Annotated in this window: 13 protein-coding genes and 4 pseudogenes; 7 read left to right on the top strand and 10 right to left on the bottom strand. The window is 44.3% G+C overall.

Going from position 1 to position 15,838, the window contains the following annotated elements; all coding sequences use genetic code 11:
* Positions 1 to 13 precede the first annotated feature (13 nt).
* A complete protein-coding gene (locus tag ACYRY3_RS08030) occupies positions 14 to 2,122 on the bottom strand; it encodes a cation:proton antiporter domain-containing protein (protein ID WP_460201175.1) in 2,109 nt (702 codons plus the stop codon).
* Positions 2,123 to 2,361: 239 nt separating this feature from the next.
* Positions 2,362 to 2,646 carry a DUF427 domain-containing protein gene (locus ACYRY3_RS08035; protein ID WP_460201176.1) on the bottom strand — a complete coding sequence of 95 codons (285 nt, stop codon included), beginning with the start codon at positions 2,644 to 2,646 and terminating at the stop codon, positions 2,362 to 2,364.
* A 418-nt stretch (positions 2,647 to 3,064) separates the two neighbouring features.
* On the opposite strand from ACYRY3_RS08035, the pseudogene ACYRY3_RS08040 reads away from it, so the two are divergent.
* From ACYRY3_RS08040 to cbiE, 5 genes and pseudogenes are all read left to right on the top strand, one after another.
* Positions 3,065 to 3,286 (top strand): annotated as a pseudogene (locus tag ACYRY3_RS08040) (DEAD/DEAH box helicase); the annotation flags it as partial.
* Position 3,287: 1 nt separating this feature from the next.
* A pseudogene (locus ACYRY3_RS08045) lies at positions 3,288 to 3,785 on the top strand (amino acid kinase family protein); the annotation flags it as partial.
* On the top strand, positions 3,772 to 4,320 hold the full coding sequence (gene frr, locus ACYRY3_RS08050) for a ribosome recycling factor (RefSeq protein WP_460201177.1): 549 nt from the start codon (positions 3,772 to 3,774) through the stop codon (positions 4,318 to 4,320). The pseudogene ACYRY3_RS08045 and the gene frr, both read left to right, overlap by 14 nt.
* A 408-nt stretch (positions 4,321 to 4,728) precedes the next feature.
* Positions 4,729 to 5,856, top strand: a complete 1,128-nt coding sequence (locus ACYRY3_RS08055; RefSeq protein ID WP_460201178.1) for a geranylgeranyl reductase family protein — start codon at positions 4,729 to 4,731, stop codon at positions 5,854 to 5,856.
* Positions 5,857 to 6,094: 238 nt separating this feature from the next.
* Positions 6,095 to 7,390, top strand: a complete 1,296-nt coding sequence (gene cbiE, locus ACYRY3_RS08060; RefSeq protein ID WP_460201179.1) for a precorrin-6y C5,15-methyltransferase (decarboxylating) subunit CbiE — start codon at positions 6,095 to 6,097, stop codon at positions 7,388 to 7,390.
* Between the two features lie 7 nt (positions 7,391 to 7,397).
* Here the strand turns inward: cbiE and ACYRY3_RS08065 are convergent, their stop codons facing one another.
* From ACYRY3_RS08065 to ACYRY3_RS08075, 3 genes and pseudogenes are all read right to left on the bottom strand, one after another.
* Positions 7,398 to 8,021, bottom strand: a complete 624-nt coding sequence (locus tag ACYRY3_RS08065) for a hypothetical protein (RefSeq protein WP_460201180.1) — start codon at positions 8,019 to 8,021, stop codon at positions 7,398 to 7,400.
* A 75-nt stretch (positions 8,022 to 8,096) separates the two neighbouring features.
* Positions 8,097 to 8,981, bottom strand: a complete 885-nt coding sequence (locus ACYRY3_RS08070) for a CPBP family intramembrane glutamic endopeptidase (protein WP_460201181.1) — start codon at positions 8,979 to 8,981, stop codon at positions 8,097 to 8,099.
* A 334-nt stretch (positions 8,982 to 9,315) separates the two neighbouring features.
* Positions 9,316 to 9,558 (bottom strand): annotated as a pseudogene (locus ACYRY3_RS08075) (AbrB family transcriptional regulator); the annotation flags it as partial.
* Positions 9,559 to 9,561: 3 nt separating this feature from the next.
* Between ACYRY3_RS08075 and uppS the strand changes: the two are divergent.
* Positions 9,562 to 10,209: pseudogene (uppS, locus tag ACYRY3_RS08080) on the top strand (polyprenyl diphosphate synthase); the annotation flags it as partial.
* 80 nt (positions 10,210 to 10,289) lie between these two features.
* Here uppS and ACYRY3_RS08085 read toward each other — a convergent pair.
* The 5 genes from ACYRY3_RS08085 to ACYRY3_RS08105 form a co-directional block, all read right to left on the bottom strand.
* Positions 10,290 to 10,562, bottom strand: a complete 273-nt coding sequence (locus ACYRY3_RS08085; RefSeq protein WP_460201182.1) for a DUF3143 domain-containing protein — start codon at positions 10,560 to 10,562, stop codon at positions 10,290 to 10,292.
* Between the two features lie 93 nt (positions 10,563 to 10,655).
* Positions 10,656 to 11,171 (bottom strand): J domain-containing protein, encoded by a 516-nt coding sequence (locus ACYRY3_RS08090; RefSeq protein WP_460201188.1) that lies wholly within the window; start codon positions 11,169 to 11,171, stop codon positions 10,656 to 10,658.
* 127 nt (positions 11,172 to 11,298) lie between these two features.
* On the bottom strand, positions 11,299 to 12,291 hold the full coding sequence (locus ACYRY3_RS08095; protein ID WP_460201183.1) for a DnaJ C-terminal domain-containing protein: 993 nt from the start codon (positions 12,289 to 12,291) through the stop codon (positions 11,299 to 11,301).
* 274 nt (positions 12,292 to 12,565) lie between these two features.
* Positions 12,566 to 14,677 carry a molecular chaperone DnaK gene (gene dnaK, locus ACYRY3_RS08100; protein WP_460201184.1) on the bottom strand — a complete coding sequence of 704 codons (2,112 nt, stop codon included), beginning with the start codon at positions 14,675 to 14,677 and terminating at the stop codon, positions 12,566 to 12,568.
* 81 nt (positions 14,678 to 14,758) lie between these two features.
* The gene (locus tag ACYRY3_RS08105) at positions 14,759 to 14,911 is read right to left on the bottom strand and encodes a hypothetical protein (RefSeq protein ID WP_460201185.1); all 153 of its coding nucleotides are present in this window, start codon (positions 14,909 to 14,911) and stop codon (positions 14,759 to 14,761) included.
* A 36-nt stretch (positions 14,912 to 14,947) separates the two neighbouring features.
* On the opposite strand from ACYRY3_RS08105, the gene ACYRY3_RS08110 reads away from it, so the two are divergent.
* The gene (locus ACYRY3_RS08110) at positions 14,948 to 15,793 is read left to right on the top strand and encodes a M20/M25/M40 family metallo-hydrolase (protein ID WP_460201189.1); all 846 of its coding nucleotides are present in this window, start codon (positions 14,948 to 14,950) and stop codon (positions 15,791 to 15,793) included.
* Positions 15,794 to 15,838: the final 45 nt, after the last annotated feature.

Raw genomic sequence — 15,838 nt, forward strand, 5'->3', positions numbered from 1 at the left:
ATGAGACAGACTACTACTGAAGTGGAATAGTTGTTGCAGAAGGTAACTTTTGGACAACCACTCTAGATTTGCGTACATTCTCTTGATAACCTTGTGGTTCTCCCAGTAGCACAACTGAGCATTGTATCTGCTTAACTACCTCAGTAGTGACGTCGCTGATGGCTACCTGACCTATACTTAAGCGGCGACGGCGCGATCGCAGTATAACCAGGTCGCTGGATTGACACGCCTTAACAATGGCACCAACCACATTATCTGACGGCAAAACTACGATTGTCGGACGGCTTTGTGGCAGGTTTCTGGAAACCAGTAGTTCCAACTGTGACTCCATCCAAGCAATTCGAGCGCGGGAAGTATGGCGATCGCACACGTGCAGTAGTGTGACCTCTGCCTGATTGCTATTTGCCAAAATCTTTGCAAATTCCATAATCCGCAACGTATCCTGGCTGATATTTTCAATAGGTATCAAAATGCGTCGGATGTTGCTGGGTGAATCCAAAAGGCGGGTCACAGCTACAGGGCAGTGGGATGCCCAAAGAACCCTATCGATGACATTGCCAAACAGACGAGCACGCAGCCCAGTATTTCTACCCCAACCCATGACCACTAAGTCAGCATTTTGCTCTCGGCTGGCGTGACTGATAGCCTGAGGAATACTGTAGTCAATCCGTGCTATTGGTTCCACTTCTACACCCAATTCTTGACCGAGGTTCACCGCATTAGCGAGAAGGGTTTTGCTCTGCGCTAAATTGGTTTCCAACTCCGGCGAATCCATGTGCATGTGGGCGGGTGTCACTGCCAGGGCAACAATCTTACCCATTTCGCGGCTTACCAAAAGTGCCGCCATTTCAATTAAATTTCGCTCCGTTTCGGGATTGCGAACCGGTACAACCACAGTTAGCCTGTCGGTGGGGTCATCCTTCCAGTCAAGCATTGACCCCCCATCTGTTTCATCGGAAGTCGTATCTATTGTGACCAAGCTAGGCGCACTCCGGGCAGTGATAAGCGGTCCCAATGTCGCTGTCACCATCATCAAAACAATGACACCATTCAAAATATCTTCAGATACCAACTTGGCTCGGTAAGCAACTAAGGTAGCCGCTAATGTAGCTGCTACCTGAGGGATAGACAACGACCACATGGTAATCATTTCCCGCCAGTTATAGCGGTAAACCAGCTTTGCCAAGAGTGCTGCTGCAAACTTACTGCCGATTAAACCCACTAAGATAGCTAGCGTCAGCCAGATGGAACTGATGCTTTTGATAAATCCTGGAATGTCAATCAATAAACCCAGATCGACAAAGAAAATTGGAATAAACAGAACATTACCAACAAAGACCACCTTTTCTTTGACTGGTCCGGAACCGATCACCTCATTCACCGCTAATCCGGCAAGAAATGCTCCGATAATCTTTTCAACCCCAATAACCTCTGCACCCAGTGCCGAGATAAAGACCACCAGCAGGACAAACAAAAATTGGTTTCCCTCTTCGTCGCCGGTGCGTCGAAAAAATTCCTGCCCCAACCACTTAAAGCCAAAAAGAATAATAGCCGAGTATATGACTAGCCCCAGCAGTAACTTGGTTAGACTAAAGGCGGTAAATTCTCCTTGATGGATACCGACACATACCGCCAGTACCAGCAATGAGCCGATATCTGTGAAAATAGTTGCCCCAATGGTGACAGTGACAGCTTCATTGTTAATCACTCCCAATCGACTAATGATGGGATATGCCAGCAGAGTGTGGGAGGCGAAGAGAGAACCAATTAAAACAGAGGCATTCCACCCAAACCCAAACATCCGCCCGACGATTGTTCCTGCTATCAGAGGTAAGAGGAAGGTAAAGGTACCAAAGCCAGCAGAACGATGCTTGGTTTTCTCAAACTGCGCCATATCAATTTCCAAGCCTGCTACAAACATCAGGTAAATCACCCCAATGCCAGAAAGCAGTTTGAGGGTTTCCGACTCAGTTTGGAGAAGACGCAATCCATTTGGTCCCAAGGCTACGCCAGCTGCCAGCAAACCGATTAATCCTGGCACCTTAAATCGTTCAAAGATGAGAGGGACTATTAAAATGACAGTTAATAAAATGGCGAAAGAAACAATAGGCTCCAGATGCATCGATAGCTGCTCCTTTGTTTAGCTGCGGACTGCCTAGCTAACTCCACATCATCTTCAGGGAGATTGAAATATTTATCTTCTGTCGCTAGGTGGTGTCCGCAAGTGGGATTGACACAATCGAAAAGCGTAGATGCATGATTTCTTTCGAGGTAGATGCCGACAGGGAAGTTCTTGAGGCTGGGGCTGCACGAATAAAGCCCGCCCAGGCGGGCTTAAGCGATTATCAGAATTTGACTTAACTAGGATTCCACTTTAACGCCTCTCCAAAAGGCGACATAACCCTCAATATTCTTTGCCTTTTCCTTGGCGTTGGGATAGTACCACGCAGCGTCTTTGTTAATTTGGTCATCAACTTTAATGCTGTAATAACTGGCAACCCCTTTCCAAGGACAAGTGGTATGGGTCTCGCTGTCCCTAAAATACTGCTTGTTGATTGAGTCAGGTGGGAAGTAGTGATTGCCTTCCACAACCACAGTGTTATCGCTTTCGGCTAGAACAGCACCATTCCAGATTGCTTTCGGCATAACTGACGATTGCTTAGAAACTTTACACATTACATTATCATGCATTAAGTATGCATCTTTCTTACGTATAAAAGAATAGTTTGGAACTTTTGTGACGGACTTTTTAAGATCGCGCAAGAGATCGCAACGAAAAAACGTATAAGTAGATCGGCACAAATTAAAGTTAACGAGTTAAGACCGTCCTGTGTTATTTCTCAAGCATAAGGGAAGCACAATTAATACCAGTCAACATTATCAAGTTTCCCATTTTCAATCATATCCGACAATTCCCGATCGAATTGGCATGACAATAAATCGCCCCGCTCCTCATTCTAAAAATCCTTGTAAACAGATGAACCGTAAAACCAGAAGGTAGGGTAGCCGATATATCATAGATGAACGGATAGTACAGCCACCAACCCTCACAATCCCGTTCACAATGCTTCAGTCTTCTTATTTAGAACAAGCGCTAAAATCTCACTTTGGTTATGACAACTTCCGCCCCGGACAACGGCAAATCATAGAACAAGCGCTGCAAAATCGGGATTTACTGATTATTATGCCTACCGGTGGGGGAAAATCTTTGTGCTTTCAACTTCCAGCACTCCTCAAAAAAGGTGTGGCTGTCGTCGTGTCGCCCCTGATAGCTTTGATGCAAGACGATTGCCACGGTAATGAACGCCATGACTTTGCAGGACTCGCTGGAAAGAATAGGAATACAAACGCGGGTACAAACCGCAATCTCCATGCAGGAACTAGCAGAACCTTATATTCGCCGTCGAGCCATCCGTCACCTGGAAAAGGGGCGGGTGGTTATTTTTGGGGCGGGTTCGGGGAATCCTTTCTTCACAACAGACACCACTGCTGCACTCAGAGCTGCCGAAATTGAAGCAGACGTGATTTTCAAAGCAACGAAAGTAGATGGCATTTACGATGCTGACCCCCACGTTTACCCTAACGCCAAACGGTATAATACCCTAACATACGGTTATGTTTTGGCAAAAGATTTGCGGGTAATGGACACGACTGCGATAGCCTTGTGTAAGGAGAATAATATCCCTATTCTTGTATTTGACTTAACTGTGCGGGGTAATATCCGCCGAGCAGTCATGGGAGAATCCATAGGCACGGTTGTGGGAGGTTCTTGTGAAATTAGCTGAAGCTGAGAGTACGATGCAAAAGACCGTAGAGGCAACTCAACGGGCTTTTAACACGATTCGCACTGGTCGCGCCAATGCGAGTTTATTAGATAAGGTGATGGTGGATTACTATGGTTCACCAACCGGGTTAAAATCACTGGCAAACATCAGTACGCCAGATTCAACAACAATCTTGATTCAGCCCTACGACCGCAACTCTTTAAACCTTGTAGAAAAGGCAATTTCCATGTCGGATGTGGGTTTAACCCCCAGTAATGACGGAACCGTCATTCGGCTTAACATTCCACCCTTGACCAGCGACCGCCGTAAAGAATTAGTAAAAATCGCTGCCAAGTATGCTGAAGAAGGACGCGTTGCAATTCGTAACATCCGTCGCGATGCCATAGACACAATTCGCAAAATGGAAAAAGGTGGGGAACTTTCTGAGGATGAATCACGAGATCAACAAGATCAACTCCAAAAGTTGACAAATAAGTACACTGCAAGAATTGACGAATTACTGGCAGAAAAAGAAAAAGACATCACAACTGTCTAAAAACTTATTCAGATAGGGTGCATCAAACATGGGGTTAGGAATCGGGAACCAAAGGTCAAGGACAGACAGCCTACGCTTGCTTCCTAGCCCCTAGCTCTTGACTCCTTTGGTCAAAGACCTGATGGCTGGTTGTATCCTGCTCCCCGCAACAACATAGTATCCGAAATGAAAAAATAGCTTGTTCGGATCGCACGTCAGTAAATAGGATGACACAAATAAAGTTGACTCATGAGAACCGTCCTTAATACGAGTGTCATTAATCATTAAGTAAGGATTTCGAGTAGGTTTAAATTCCGTAATACAGTTCTATGTATTGTTGTTCACTTATCTTGTTCATTAAAACTTTATAAAAAAAATCGCCAGCTTGGTAAAAAATTTGTAAACGGTAAAACTGGAAAATTGAGTAATATGTACGACTGCATTATCGTTGGCGCAGGTCCTGCAGGTGGATGTGCCGCATATCATTTAGCCAAGCGCGGACGTTCGGTATTAGTTCTAGAAAAAGAATCCCTACCAAGATACAAACCCTGTGGAGGTGGCGTTTCACCTGCTATTGCTCAATGGTTTGACTTTGACTTTACCAGCGCAATTTCTACAAAGGCAGATACAATTTGCTGCACCTGGAACATGGACGATGCAGTAGAAGCTGAATTAGAAACTCCCGAACCAGTCTGGATGGTACGGCGGGAGATTTTTGACCATTTCCTGATTCAACAAGCACAAACGCAAGGTGCCGAATTACGAGATAATACTAAAGTCATAGGTATAGAATTTAAAAGCAATTGCTGGCAAGTTAATACAGTCAACGGACCCGTGACAGGTCGTTATTTAATTGCTGCTGATGGTGCGGGTGGACCAATGGCTAAATGGCTTGGCTTTAAAGAACGCAAACGCCTTTTAGCAAGAGCCTTGGAAGCAGAAGCCAAAGCTGATGTTCACAAGAGTAACGTTGCTCACTTTGAGTTTGGGTTGGTTAAAAACGGTTACGCCTGGAACTTCCCCAAGGCAGATGGCTATTCTATTGGCGTTGGTACCTTTATTGGTAATGGTGGTAAACGCCAAGACTTTAAGAGCATTTTGACCAAGTACGCCAACGCATTTGGTGTGGATATCAAAACCTGTAGTCAGTACGGTCATGCCCTTTGTTTGTGGAATGGTAACCAAAAGCTGCACGCGGAGAATGCAGTTTTAGCCGGGGAGGCAGCTTGTGTTGTCGATCCCTTTACAGCAGAAGGCATTCGCCCCTCTATTTTTAGTGGTTTAAAGGCAGCAGAAGCAATTGATAAAGCGCTAGGTGGCGATATTAACGCCTTGGAAAACTACACTAACACTATCAATGAACAATGGGGCAATGATATGTCTTGGGCGCAGAAATTAGCTGGGCTGTTTTACCGCTTCCCCAATATTGGTTACAAAGTGGGTGTGAAACGCCCCTCATCTGTCAGAATTATGGGCAAAATCTTGTGTGGCGAACTGCATTACGGTGATGTTGCTGGTCGTGCTATCAAGCGTTTAACAGCGGGTTTTAAGGTTTAGTCCTTGGTTATTGGTCATGAGTCCTTGGTCATTGGTCATGAGTCCTTGGTCATTGGTCATGAGTCCTTGGTCATTTGCCATTAGTAAGGTGACCATTGCTCACCACAATTACAACAGTTTTCAACTCAAGAAAATACATTTCTCATGTGGGCTGTTCATCATGAAACATGGGCTATAAAGCTATAACAAATAACAAATGACAAATAACAAATGACAAACAACAAGCAACAAATAACAAATGACAAAAGTTAACGTTGTCGGCATTGGTTTAGATGGAGCTGCCGGACTGAGTGAAAAAGTTAAACAAATTATTGAACAGGCGGCGTTGCTTGTAGGTAGCGATCGCCACTTAAGTTATTTCCCCAACCATCCATCCGAACGGTTGTTACTAAAAAATTTTACAGAAGATATTAGTAAAATTCGTAACTACTTACAAAAAGGAGGCGATGGTGTTGTTGTCATTGTTTCTGGAGATCCTCTGTTCTTCGGTTTGGGACGCTTGCTTCTAGCAGAACTTCCAAAAGATTTACTGACATTTCACCCCCATCTCAGTTCGGTGCAGCTAGCCTTTAATCGCGTGAAAGCAAGTTGGCAAGATGCGCGTGTCATTAGTACACACGGGCGTTCTGTTGAGGAATTAATTCATGCCTTGCAGCAAGGGGTGGAGAAAATAGCTGTACTGACAGACGGAACCAATACCCCAAATGCGATCGCCAAACTCATACAATCTCTCAATTTACCCAGTCAATACCAATTATGGGTTTGTGAAAATTTGGGTGGAGAGGATGAGCGCGTTCAATCCTTCCCTATTGAAACGCTGTGTCTTGACGTTATATCCAACGTCTCTACATTTGCCCCACTGAACGTGGTGGTGTTGCAGCGCCAAGATAAAGAAAAACCATTGGACTTGACAGCTTTACCACAGTTCGGTGTTCCAGATGATTGCTTTCTCAGTTTTAGCGATCGTCCTGGTTTGATGACAAAGCGAGAGGTTCGCACCTTAGTTTTAGCTGAACTCTCCCTGCGTCCCGGACAAATCATTTGGGATATCGGCGCGGGGACTGGTTCAGTTTCCATTGAAATTGCCCGCTTATTCCCCACATCTAAAATTTACGCTTTTGAAAAAACTGCTGCTGGTAGTGCTTTAATTTCCCAAAATTGCCGTCGCTTTCAAGTTGAGAATGTCATTTCCATTCACGGAAGTGCGCCTTCGGTTTTACAAACCATTGAGGAGGGGCGCGATACTTCTGGTGTTGAGGAACGTGTAAATCGCGTCTTTATTGGCGGTAGTGGTGGTCACCTAACTGCTATCCTCGATACCTGTTCTACTAAACTTAGCCCTGATGGCGTTATCGTTTTGGCTTTAGCCACCTTAGAACATCTCAACACAGCTTTATCGTGGTTTCAATCTCACTCCTGGCATTATCAGTTATTGCAGGTGCAGTTATCCCGTTCCGTACCAATAGGACAGTTAACTCGCTTTGCACCGCTCAATCCTGTGACAATTGTTACAGGAACATTCTCAAAACCTTGAATGGGTTTTATGAGAGTGGAGTTGTGGATAAAGAACCCTGAAAAGGTTGCAATAAGATTGCGATAATCTTGTCTACTGCATTAATGTAGTACTCAATTAAATCTATATAGACTTTATTTTGTTGTAAAGTGAGAAACTTCCAGTTAGTCCCAGTTGTCACCACTCCGTAAATAATTTTAATATTATTTTCTGCTCTTTGATTAAAGATTTGAGCAGCAACCATTGTCGCAACACACTGACCTAGCCCTGCAATAATATTCTCATTTTTTGCTTCAATGACTGTTAAGGCTGGAGCACTAACAAAGTACTGTTCCGTTGATGCACTGAGGATAAAATCACAGTATCCTGTTAGACCTTGAGCTTGGTCAATGTTAAAATCTGTACCTGAAAACAGGCTAATTTGATAACTCAGTTTTCGTCTGACTTCAGATAAGATAGGAGCAATAAGGAATTCAGAGCGGGCTTTTTCACTATTAATAGCAGTGGCTAAGGGTAAATTTTCATCAAGCAACCCTCTGAGCAATTCCGAAGGTTGCACTCCTGCTAGATTTTGAAACAAATTGTGAGTTTCATCCAGAGTTAAGCCAAATGTGCTTTTAGCTTTTGCAAGAGTAAAATCGCTATATGCCATTAGCCTTGCTCCTTGCTGTTAGATCTGAAATAACCTGTATTCCAAGCGTATGTGCTTTCCGCCTTCTCTTATACCTTAGAAATAGCTAGACATTAGCCAGAGAATTGCCCCCGTTAGCAGTAAACAAACAACTCCCGCCACACCAGCCAAAGGCTTTTTATTCTTACCCGTCACCCACTCAGAGACTGTACCCGTGTAATCAAGGAGTTGTGCGGTATCCAAACATGCGATCGCCCAAACCCATCCCGCATGCAATCCCCAAGCCAAGCCTATACTACCCCCATCAGTAAACCGTGCTAAGACCAATACCATTCCCATGAACCACAAACCGGGTAATTGCGGAATTGTTTCTTGTTGTTCCCAAATTAGATGTAGCAAAGCAAAAATCAAGCTAGAAGTGGAAGCTGCTATCCAAACTGAATAATCCTTATCTAATTCTGTAAAGAGAAAGCCGCGAAAAATTAACTCCTCTACACCACCTACGAATAAGGCTACCAACAATATAGGTATTACAATAGGTCGCACAAGCTTAAGATTCGTTCTTTGAAAAGAACACCATCCCCACCACATTTGGCAGGAAAACACAGCCACTATGGTTAATACTCCCAATACTAACCCCAAAACTAAAGAATAAAAAATGGAAATATTTCCAGAAAACCCATAATCTGACATTGATGTTTGCCTCAACCAATTAGTACCCCAAACAATTGCGGGGGCTAGGAGGTAGAGAGGAATAAGTAGGGGTAACTTTTGTTCTGGCTGTAGAGGTTGAAAAGGTTTCCATTTAACAGCGATAGCTGACATTGCTCCAAAAGGCAACCAACAGACTGGCCAAAAAATAAAAAAAGCCACCACAACAACCACTGCCGATGCATCTTGTAATGATGGCAGCAAGAAGTTGATTGATGGCTCAATTAAGGCTGTGAAATTTGGCAAAGTAATACGGCAGACTTGTTGCATATGAATTTCTTGCTAGGCAAGACAAAAGCTTTGTTTATTTACGAACAATTTTGAACAAAAATGAAGCATGAAGGATGACGCGAAGTATAAAGTATTTCATACTTCGAGTTGGTACTTGATTTGTCGTTCATCTTTTATTTTTTGTTCGAGGTTGCTCATTGAGATAGTTTTTATCTCTTCTTAATCAAGCCTTTACCAGAATTTGTTAAGACAGCAAAAGTCGCGTATTGTCTTGCTAAAGTTTTTTAACTTCTTAACAACACTTAAAGTTTTCCAGTGGTAGGGATGGGTAATAAAGCATTTGCCTTCAATCTATCTCTACCATAAGGAAAATTTACTCCTCGTCGTCGTCCTCAAAGTCATCTTCGTCTTCTATGTCCTCTTCATCTAGTTCAGAGTCATCCATATCTGACGTTAGTATTTTTTTATCACTATCGATTTGAATTAAGTGAATATGCTTATATCCTAACTTAATTTCAAACTCATCACCTGGCTTTAAGCCCATTGCTTTGGTGTAAGTTGCACCAATAACAATTTGACCGTTTTGATGTACGCTCACTCTGTAAGTAGGTTCACGCCGGCTAAGCGTCAAGGTCTACCCCGCATTATGGGTCATAAGCGAGGAGTTGATGCTTTAAAAGATTTGCTTCGTTGCTGTAAAGATTGGGGAATTCAAGCATTAACAGCTTATGCTTTTTCAACAGAAAACTGGGGACGACCCAGCGAAGAAGTTGATTTCTTGATGACTTTATTCCAGCGAGTTTTGCGCCAAGAACTGCGGGAAATGGTAGAGGAAAATGTTCAAATTCAGTTTGTAGGGAATTTGAGTGTTCTGCCAAAGTCTCTCCAATACGAAATTGCCCGTTCTATGGAACAGACAAGGGACAATCGCAGTATCAGATTTACAGTGGCGACAAATTATGGCGGTAGGCAAGAAATTTTACAGGCATGCCGTGCAATTGCTAGCAAAGTACAGCAGGGTTTACTTCAGCCAGAAGATATTGATGAGGTCACCTTTGAACACCACCTCTATACTGCTGGCATTTGCGACCCCGATTTATTAATTCGCACCAGTGGGGAAATGCGGGTTTCAAATTTCCTCCTCTGGCAAATTGCTTACGCAGAAATTTATATCACCGAAACTCTTTGGCCCGATTTTAACCGCACGGAATTTCATCGCGCCCTCTGCGCCTACCAACAGCGAGACCGGAGGTTTGGAAAAGTTTAGCAAGGGTGGTTGGTAGATAGTAGTTAGTGGTTAGTAGTTAGTAGGAGTAAACTAACCACTAACCACTAACCATTAATAATTTATGGTCCAGAAAAAACTGCTCGCTCTACATCTTGTCGGCTGAGGGAATACTTGAACGCACGTTGGATATCTTGCCCATCGTCTCCGGCTTTTATATACCTCACGACGATCTGCTCAATATCCAAACAGAGTTCGGCTTGCCAATTCGATCGCTGCACGCGCCAGCAATGCAGTTCGTTTTCATCTTGCTCACAGCCTTGGTCTTTCAACCACTGCTCAATTTGAGGCAGAGGGTGATTGTACAGGGGAGTTTCGGGAAGAGGGAGTGACATAGGTTACGTTAAAAGTCAAAAAGGAATTTATATTTAATATTTAAGTTATAAGTAAGTGGTTACAAATCAAGTTTATTTGTCATTTGTCATTGGTCATTTGTCATTGGAGATTGGTTGAGAAATATGAGCAGCCCTTTGCTGTATGACTGGTGTGGTTGGTTGCAGGTTTGTTTGAAAAGCACCTTCGCCTCGGGTTAAGCCAATGGCAATCGCTAGCAATAGACAGCCCAACAAAGTTAAGCCAAGAATAAACAAAGCAAAAATTTCGCCCGCAGAGAGGGGGCGATCGCTAGCGTCAAGATATGCTGATTTAGACCAGTCATAGGGGTTGGAAACGGGACGATCTAGGTCTGATGGTGCTTGAATAACTCCAAAGCGGGAGTACCCAATTTTGAGATCGTAGCTAAACCTCCGTTCTGGATTGCTTAGGGTGGCGTAAGCCTCATTAAGTTGCTGGAATTTTGCGATCGCGATAGCAGTTGGCAATTTTGTCGTATCTGGATGGTAACATTTACTCAATTCCCGATAAGCGCGACGGATTTCGATCGCTGACGCCGAGGGATGCAGTCCTAGCAGGGAGTAATATGTTGGTTCGCTGCTTTGTTGGATTACCCCGTTCTGGTTCACGGCTGTTGAGTCACTTAGCGTTCATACATTTTTTTTATTTTAAACCCACAACGTTGGTTTAGAAGCGACCAATCAACAGTCAGAATTCCGAAATCGTTACCGTTGTTCCCTACTTGAGTAAATCAGCACGGGGTTTGAAAGTTTCCAGTTGACGCAACTTTTCGTAAAGTTCCCGTTCTTGCGGGGTGATATTTTTCGGAGCCACGATTTGAATTTCCACCAGTTGGTCGCCACGTTCGCCATTTTCCTTGGGATAGCCTTTGTGAGCTAGACGAAAACGCTGACCGGATCGTACTCCTGAAGGAATAGACATTTTCACTGGTCCATCTAGAGTTGGTGCTTCCACCTGTCCTCCCAAAACTGCTTCAGTAGGCGTGACTGGAACTTGACAGAGAATATTCGACCCTTCTAGCTTAAACAAGGGATGGGGGTCAACAGTGATTTTCAAATACAGGTCGCCGCCATTGATCCCCTGGTTTTTCAGTCGAATCGTTTGACCTGTGCTCATACCTGATGGCATATTCACTTCTAGCGAACGCCCATCTTCCAAACGAATTCTCTCCGTTCCGCCCTTGTACGCTTTTTCTAATGGGAGGGTTAATCTTGCTTCTATATCCCGACGAGTGGGGCGGGAGTTGACTGTTACGTATTCTTTGGTTCTCGGGGTACGGAAGGGGTCGCTAGCAGTTCCATTGGAAGAGTTTCCATTTCTGCTGTCTCTACGAACACCGACACCAATCACTTGATTGATAAAGCTATCAAAATCAGGATATCTACCAGGGTCTACCTCCTGAGTACTACGACCATTATTGCGATTCCAAGGACTGGAATCTTTTTGTCCTGGCTGTTGCTTATCGAAACCTTTTTGTCTCCAGAAGCGGCTAAACTGGTCGTATTGTGCCCGCTTGGTTTGATCGGAAAGAACTTCATATGCCTCCCCGATCACCTTAAATTTTTCCTCTGCTGCTTTGTTTCCCGGATTGAGGTCTGGGTGATATTGTCGCGCTAATTTCCGGTAATTCTTTTTAATTTCTTCATTTGAGGCATCCTTTGTGACTCCCAAAATCTCGTAATAATCGCGAAAATTCTGCAAATTCTGCATAGTCAGTTGTTTAATTTTAGATTTTAGATTTTAGATTTTAGATTTTAAAGCCACTATCTTGCTCGCGTGACCATTGAAGTATGTGGCATGATTCTTAATGGCTATTGATTAATTTTTGAACTACGTACTTATTTAATACACTTTTCGATAACCAAATCCGAATTTTGACTCAACTATATATTCTGCCTTCAACTTGGAACCTACAATCCCAAGGGTTACGGGTGGGAAATCCCACCCTAAAATCAATCCGTTGTCTGCAAATAACCGAGAGGTTTTACAACCAATCGTCATCATCATCCCAATTATCCTGGTAGCTGGGGCGAGACCTGCGAGAAGAACCCCCATCATAAGAGGAACGACCACCTCTGTCGGAATCCCTACCGCCATAGTCCCTATCGCCATAGTCCCTACCGCCATAGTCCCTACCGCCATAGTCCCTACCGCCATAGTCCCTACCATAGTCCTTATTACCATAGTCTCTGCCATAGTAATCGCGATCGCGTTCCCGTTCTTTTTCGCCAGTAAAGATTTCACGGATAGTGCCAAACAAGTCATCCTCTTCATCTTCAGCGTAATACTGACGAACTTCGCGATTCAGCTCGTATAGAGCATCTTGCAGGTCAGCGTATGCTTGGTCAATACCCCGGTCATCATCAGCCTGCAAACTCTCACGCAGTTCTCGGCAAATACTATCAATTCTTTGGCGACGGTTGCGGGCAAATTGCATACCAAAATCCAGCGCCACTTCTCTGAGTTGTCTTTCTGCCTGTAAGATTAACGCTTCAGCACGAGTCCGCTTTTCTACCCGTTCTTTGCGCTGCCTGTCTACTTCAGCATATCTCTCAGCATCCTGAATTGCCTTTCTAATTTCTGCCTCAGTTAGTGTAGAAGCACCTTGTACTGTAATACTCTGCTCTCGACCTGTGGTTCTATCTAGGGCTGTCACCTGTAATATGCCGTTAGCATCTATGTCAAAAGATACTTGAATTTGCGGCACTCCTCGTGGTGCAGGCGGGATACCGTACAGTTTAAACCGTCCCAAAGACTTGTTATCCCCCGCCATCTCTCGTTCGCCCTGAACAACATGAATTTCTACACTGTTTTGATTGTTTTCAGAGGTAGAAAAAATGTCGGAACGGCGAACCGGTATAGTGGTGTTGCGGGGAATCAGTTTTTTCATGACCCCACCTATGGTTTCCAACCCCAGAGATAGAGGTGTCACATCCAGCAAAAGAACATCTTTTAGTTCACCAGCAAGGATACCTGCTTGGATGGCTGCACCCACTGCGACAACTTCATCGGGGTTGACATTCTGATTGGGTTCTTTGCCAATCATCGCCCTGACAAGCTGCTGCACCATTGGCATCCGGGTGGAACCCCCTACCAGAACCACTTCATCAATGTCTGCGGGTGTCAGCCCAGCATCTTTCATTGCTCTTTTAACGGGGACGCGCACCCGCCCTAACAAGTCATCGCACAAAGCTTCAAATTCCGAACGTGTCAGGCGAGTTTCAAGATGTACGGGTCCGTCTTCGGTTGAAGCGATGAACGGTAAATTGATCTCTGTAACACTGACTGCTGAAAGTTCTATTTTGGCTTTCTCCGCAGCTTCTAAAAGACGCTGTAAAGATTGACGTTCGCGTCTTAAATCAACCCCTTCCGCTTCCAAAAATTTTTCTGCCAACCAATCTACTATTTTCTTGTCAAAATCATTGCCCCCGAGTTGCGTATCTCCACTCGTGGATTTCACCTCAAACACGCCATCCCCAACATCCAAAATCGATACATCAAAGGTACCACCACCCAAGTCAAAAACTAGTATTGTTTGGTTGTCTTCGCGATCCAATCCATAAGCCAGGGACGCAGCTGTTGGTTCGTTGAGAATTCGCAACACTTCTAAGCCTGCTATTCTCCCTGCATCCCGCGTGGCTTGACGCTGAGAATCATTAAAATAGGCAGGTACGGTAATGACTGCCCCCGTAACAGGTTCACCCAGGTACTTACTAGCATCTTCAGCCAGTTTCTTCAGAATCATTGCTGAAATTTCTTCCGGGCCATACTCCTTATTCATACGGGGACAGGCAATTTTGATATTCCCTACTTCGTCTTTGCGGATAGTATAGGGAACTCGCTTTGATTCTGGGTTGAGTTCCGCATACCTACGCCCAATGAAGCGTTTCACGGCAAAAAAAGTATTTTGCGGGTTGAGAAGAGTTTGCCTTCGCGCCATTTGCCCAACAACTCTTTCGCCTTCTTTGGTGAAGCCTACCACGGAGGGAGTTGTTCGCATTCCTTCTGCATTGGCAATCACCACCGGCTTGCCACCCTCCATGACGGCAACTACTGAGTTGGTTGTACCCAAGTCAATGCCGACTACCTTGCCCATGCGTTCTTGTTCTCCTATAGTGTCTTATAAATTAATTTGTTAGAACTAATGCTTGATTTATTGTATCTTGCAAGCTTTGAATTACACGGTCATGTGAAGGATAAAGGATGAATTATAAAGGATAAGGTAAACTTTGTAAGCAAAACTTGAGTTTTCTACCTGTGGTTTAGACGGCTTTTGGTCGCCACGCATAAATTTAACTGCTCTGTCTTCGTGTTGTAGTACGTTTTTCATCCTTTACCCTTGATACTTGAACTTGAACGTTTATTTGTGAATCTCAAGAATCAACTGGAAAATCACCTCACTCACATAGCCTGCGATCGCGATCCCTATTTGGCGAGTGCCGGACATTTTTTCGTCCAAGAATACATTCGTCAACAATTTGCACTATGGGGAAGTGTGGAAATCCACACCTTTAGCGTCGGTAGCAAAACCTGTAATAACCTCATCTTGAATTTACCTTCAACTGGTTCGTCCAAGGGAGATTTGCCACCTATTTTAATTGGTGCCCATTATGATGCGGTACCGGGAACACCCGGAGCTGATGATAACGCTACAGGTGTAGCCGTGCTGCTGGAACTGGCGAGAATGTTTGCGACCCAACCCACAAAGCATCCCCTGCGTCTGGTTGCTTTCGATATGGAAGAATATGGCTTGCTCGGGAGTACTGACTATGCAGCCAAGCTAAAACAAGAACAGCAACCGCTGCGCTTAATGATTTCTCTAGAAATGCTGGGTTACTGCAATAAAACACCAGGTTCACAAACTTATCCACCCCCCCTGGAAAAATTCTACCCGAATTGTGGTGATTTTATTGCTCTGATTGGCAACTGGCGGACGATTCGTGATGTCATCTCCATTAGCCGCAGTATTCGCAAAGTTGGCGTACCCAGCCAGTGGCTACCAGTACCCAATAGAGGTTTAATCGTTCCCCAAACACGACGAAGCGACCACGCGCCTTTTTGGGATGCTGGTTATCCAGCAATCATGGTGACAGACACAGCATTTATGCGAAATCCCCATTATCACAAACCCAGCGACACTATCGAGACTTTGGATTTAGATTTTCTCACTGGTGTGTGCCAGGGTTTGTTTATGGGTATTTGTCGATTGTAAAAAGGGTCATTTGTCATTTGTCATTTGTCATTTGTTATTTGTCAT

The organism is Scytonema sp. NUACC21, assembly GCF_054684315.1.

What these genes read in the sequence shown, in the direction of transcription:
- ACYRY3_RS08030 (WP_460201175.1), bottom strand. Translation starts at nt 2,122, where the DNA reads ATGCATCTGGAGCCTATTGTTTCTTTCGCCATTTTATTAACTGTCATT.
- ACYRY3_RS08035 (WP_460201176.1), bottom strand. Translation starts at nt 2,646, where the DNA reads ATGCCGAAAGCAATCTGGAATGGTGCTGTTCTAGCCGAAAGCGATAAC.
- ACYRY3_RS08055 (WP_460201178.1), top strand. Translation starts at nt 4,729, where the DNA reads ATGTACGACTGCATTATCGTTGGCGCAGGTCCTGCAGGTGGATGTGCC.
- cbiE (WP_460201179.1), top strand. Translation starts at nt 6,095, where the DNA reads ATGACAAAAGTTAACGTTGTCGGCATTGGTTTAGATGGAGCTGCCGGA.
- ACYRY3_RS08065 (WP_460201180.1), bottom strand. Translation starts at nt 8,021, where the DNA reads ATGGCATATAGCGATTTTACTCTTGCAAAAGCTAAAAGCACATTTGGC.
- ACYRY3_RS08070 (WP_460201181.1), bottom strand. Translation starts at nt 8,981, where the DNA reads ATGCAACAAGTCTGCCGTATTACTTTGCCAAATTTCACAGCCTTAATT.
- ACYRY3_RS08085 (WP_460201182.1), bottom strand. Translation starts at nt 10,562, where the DNA reads ATGTCACTCCCTCTTCCCGAAACTCCCCTGTACAATCACCCTCTGCCT.
- ACYRY3_RS08095 (WP_460201183.1), bottom strand. Translation starts at nt 12,291, where the DNA reads ATGCAGAATTTGCAGAATTTTCGCGATTATTACGAGATTTTGGGAGTC.
- dnaK (WP_460201184.1), bottom strand. Translation starts at nt 14,677, where the DNA reads ATGGGCAAGGTAGTCGGCATTGACTTGGGTACAACCAACTCAGTAGTT.
- ACYRY3_RS08105 (WP_460201185.1), bottom strand. Translation starts at nt 14,911, where the DNA reads ATGAAAAACGTACTACAACACGAAGACAGAGCAGTTAAATTTATGCGT.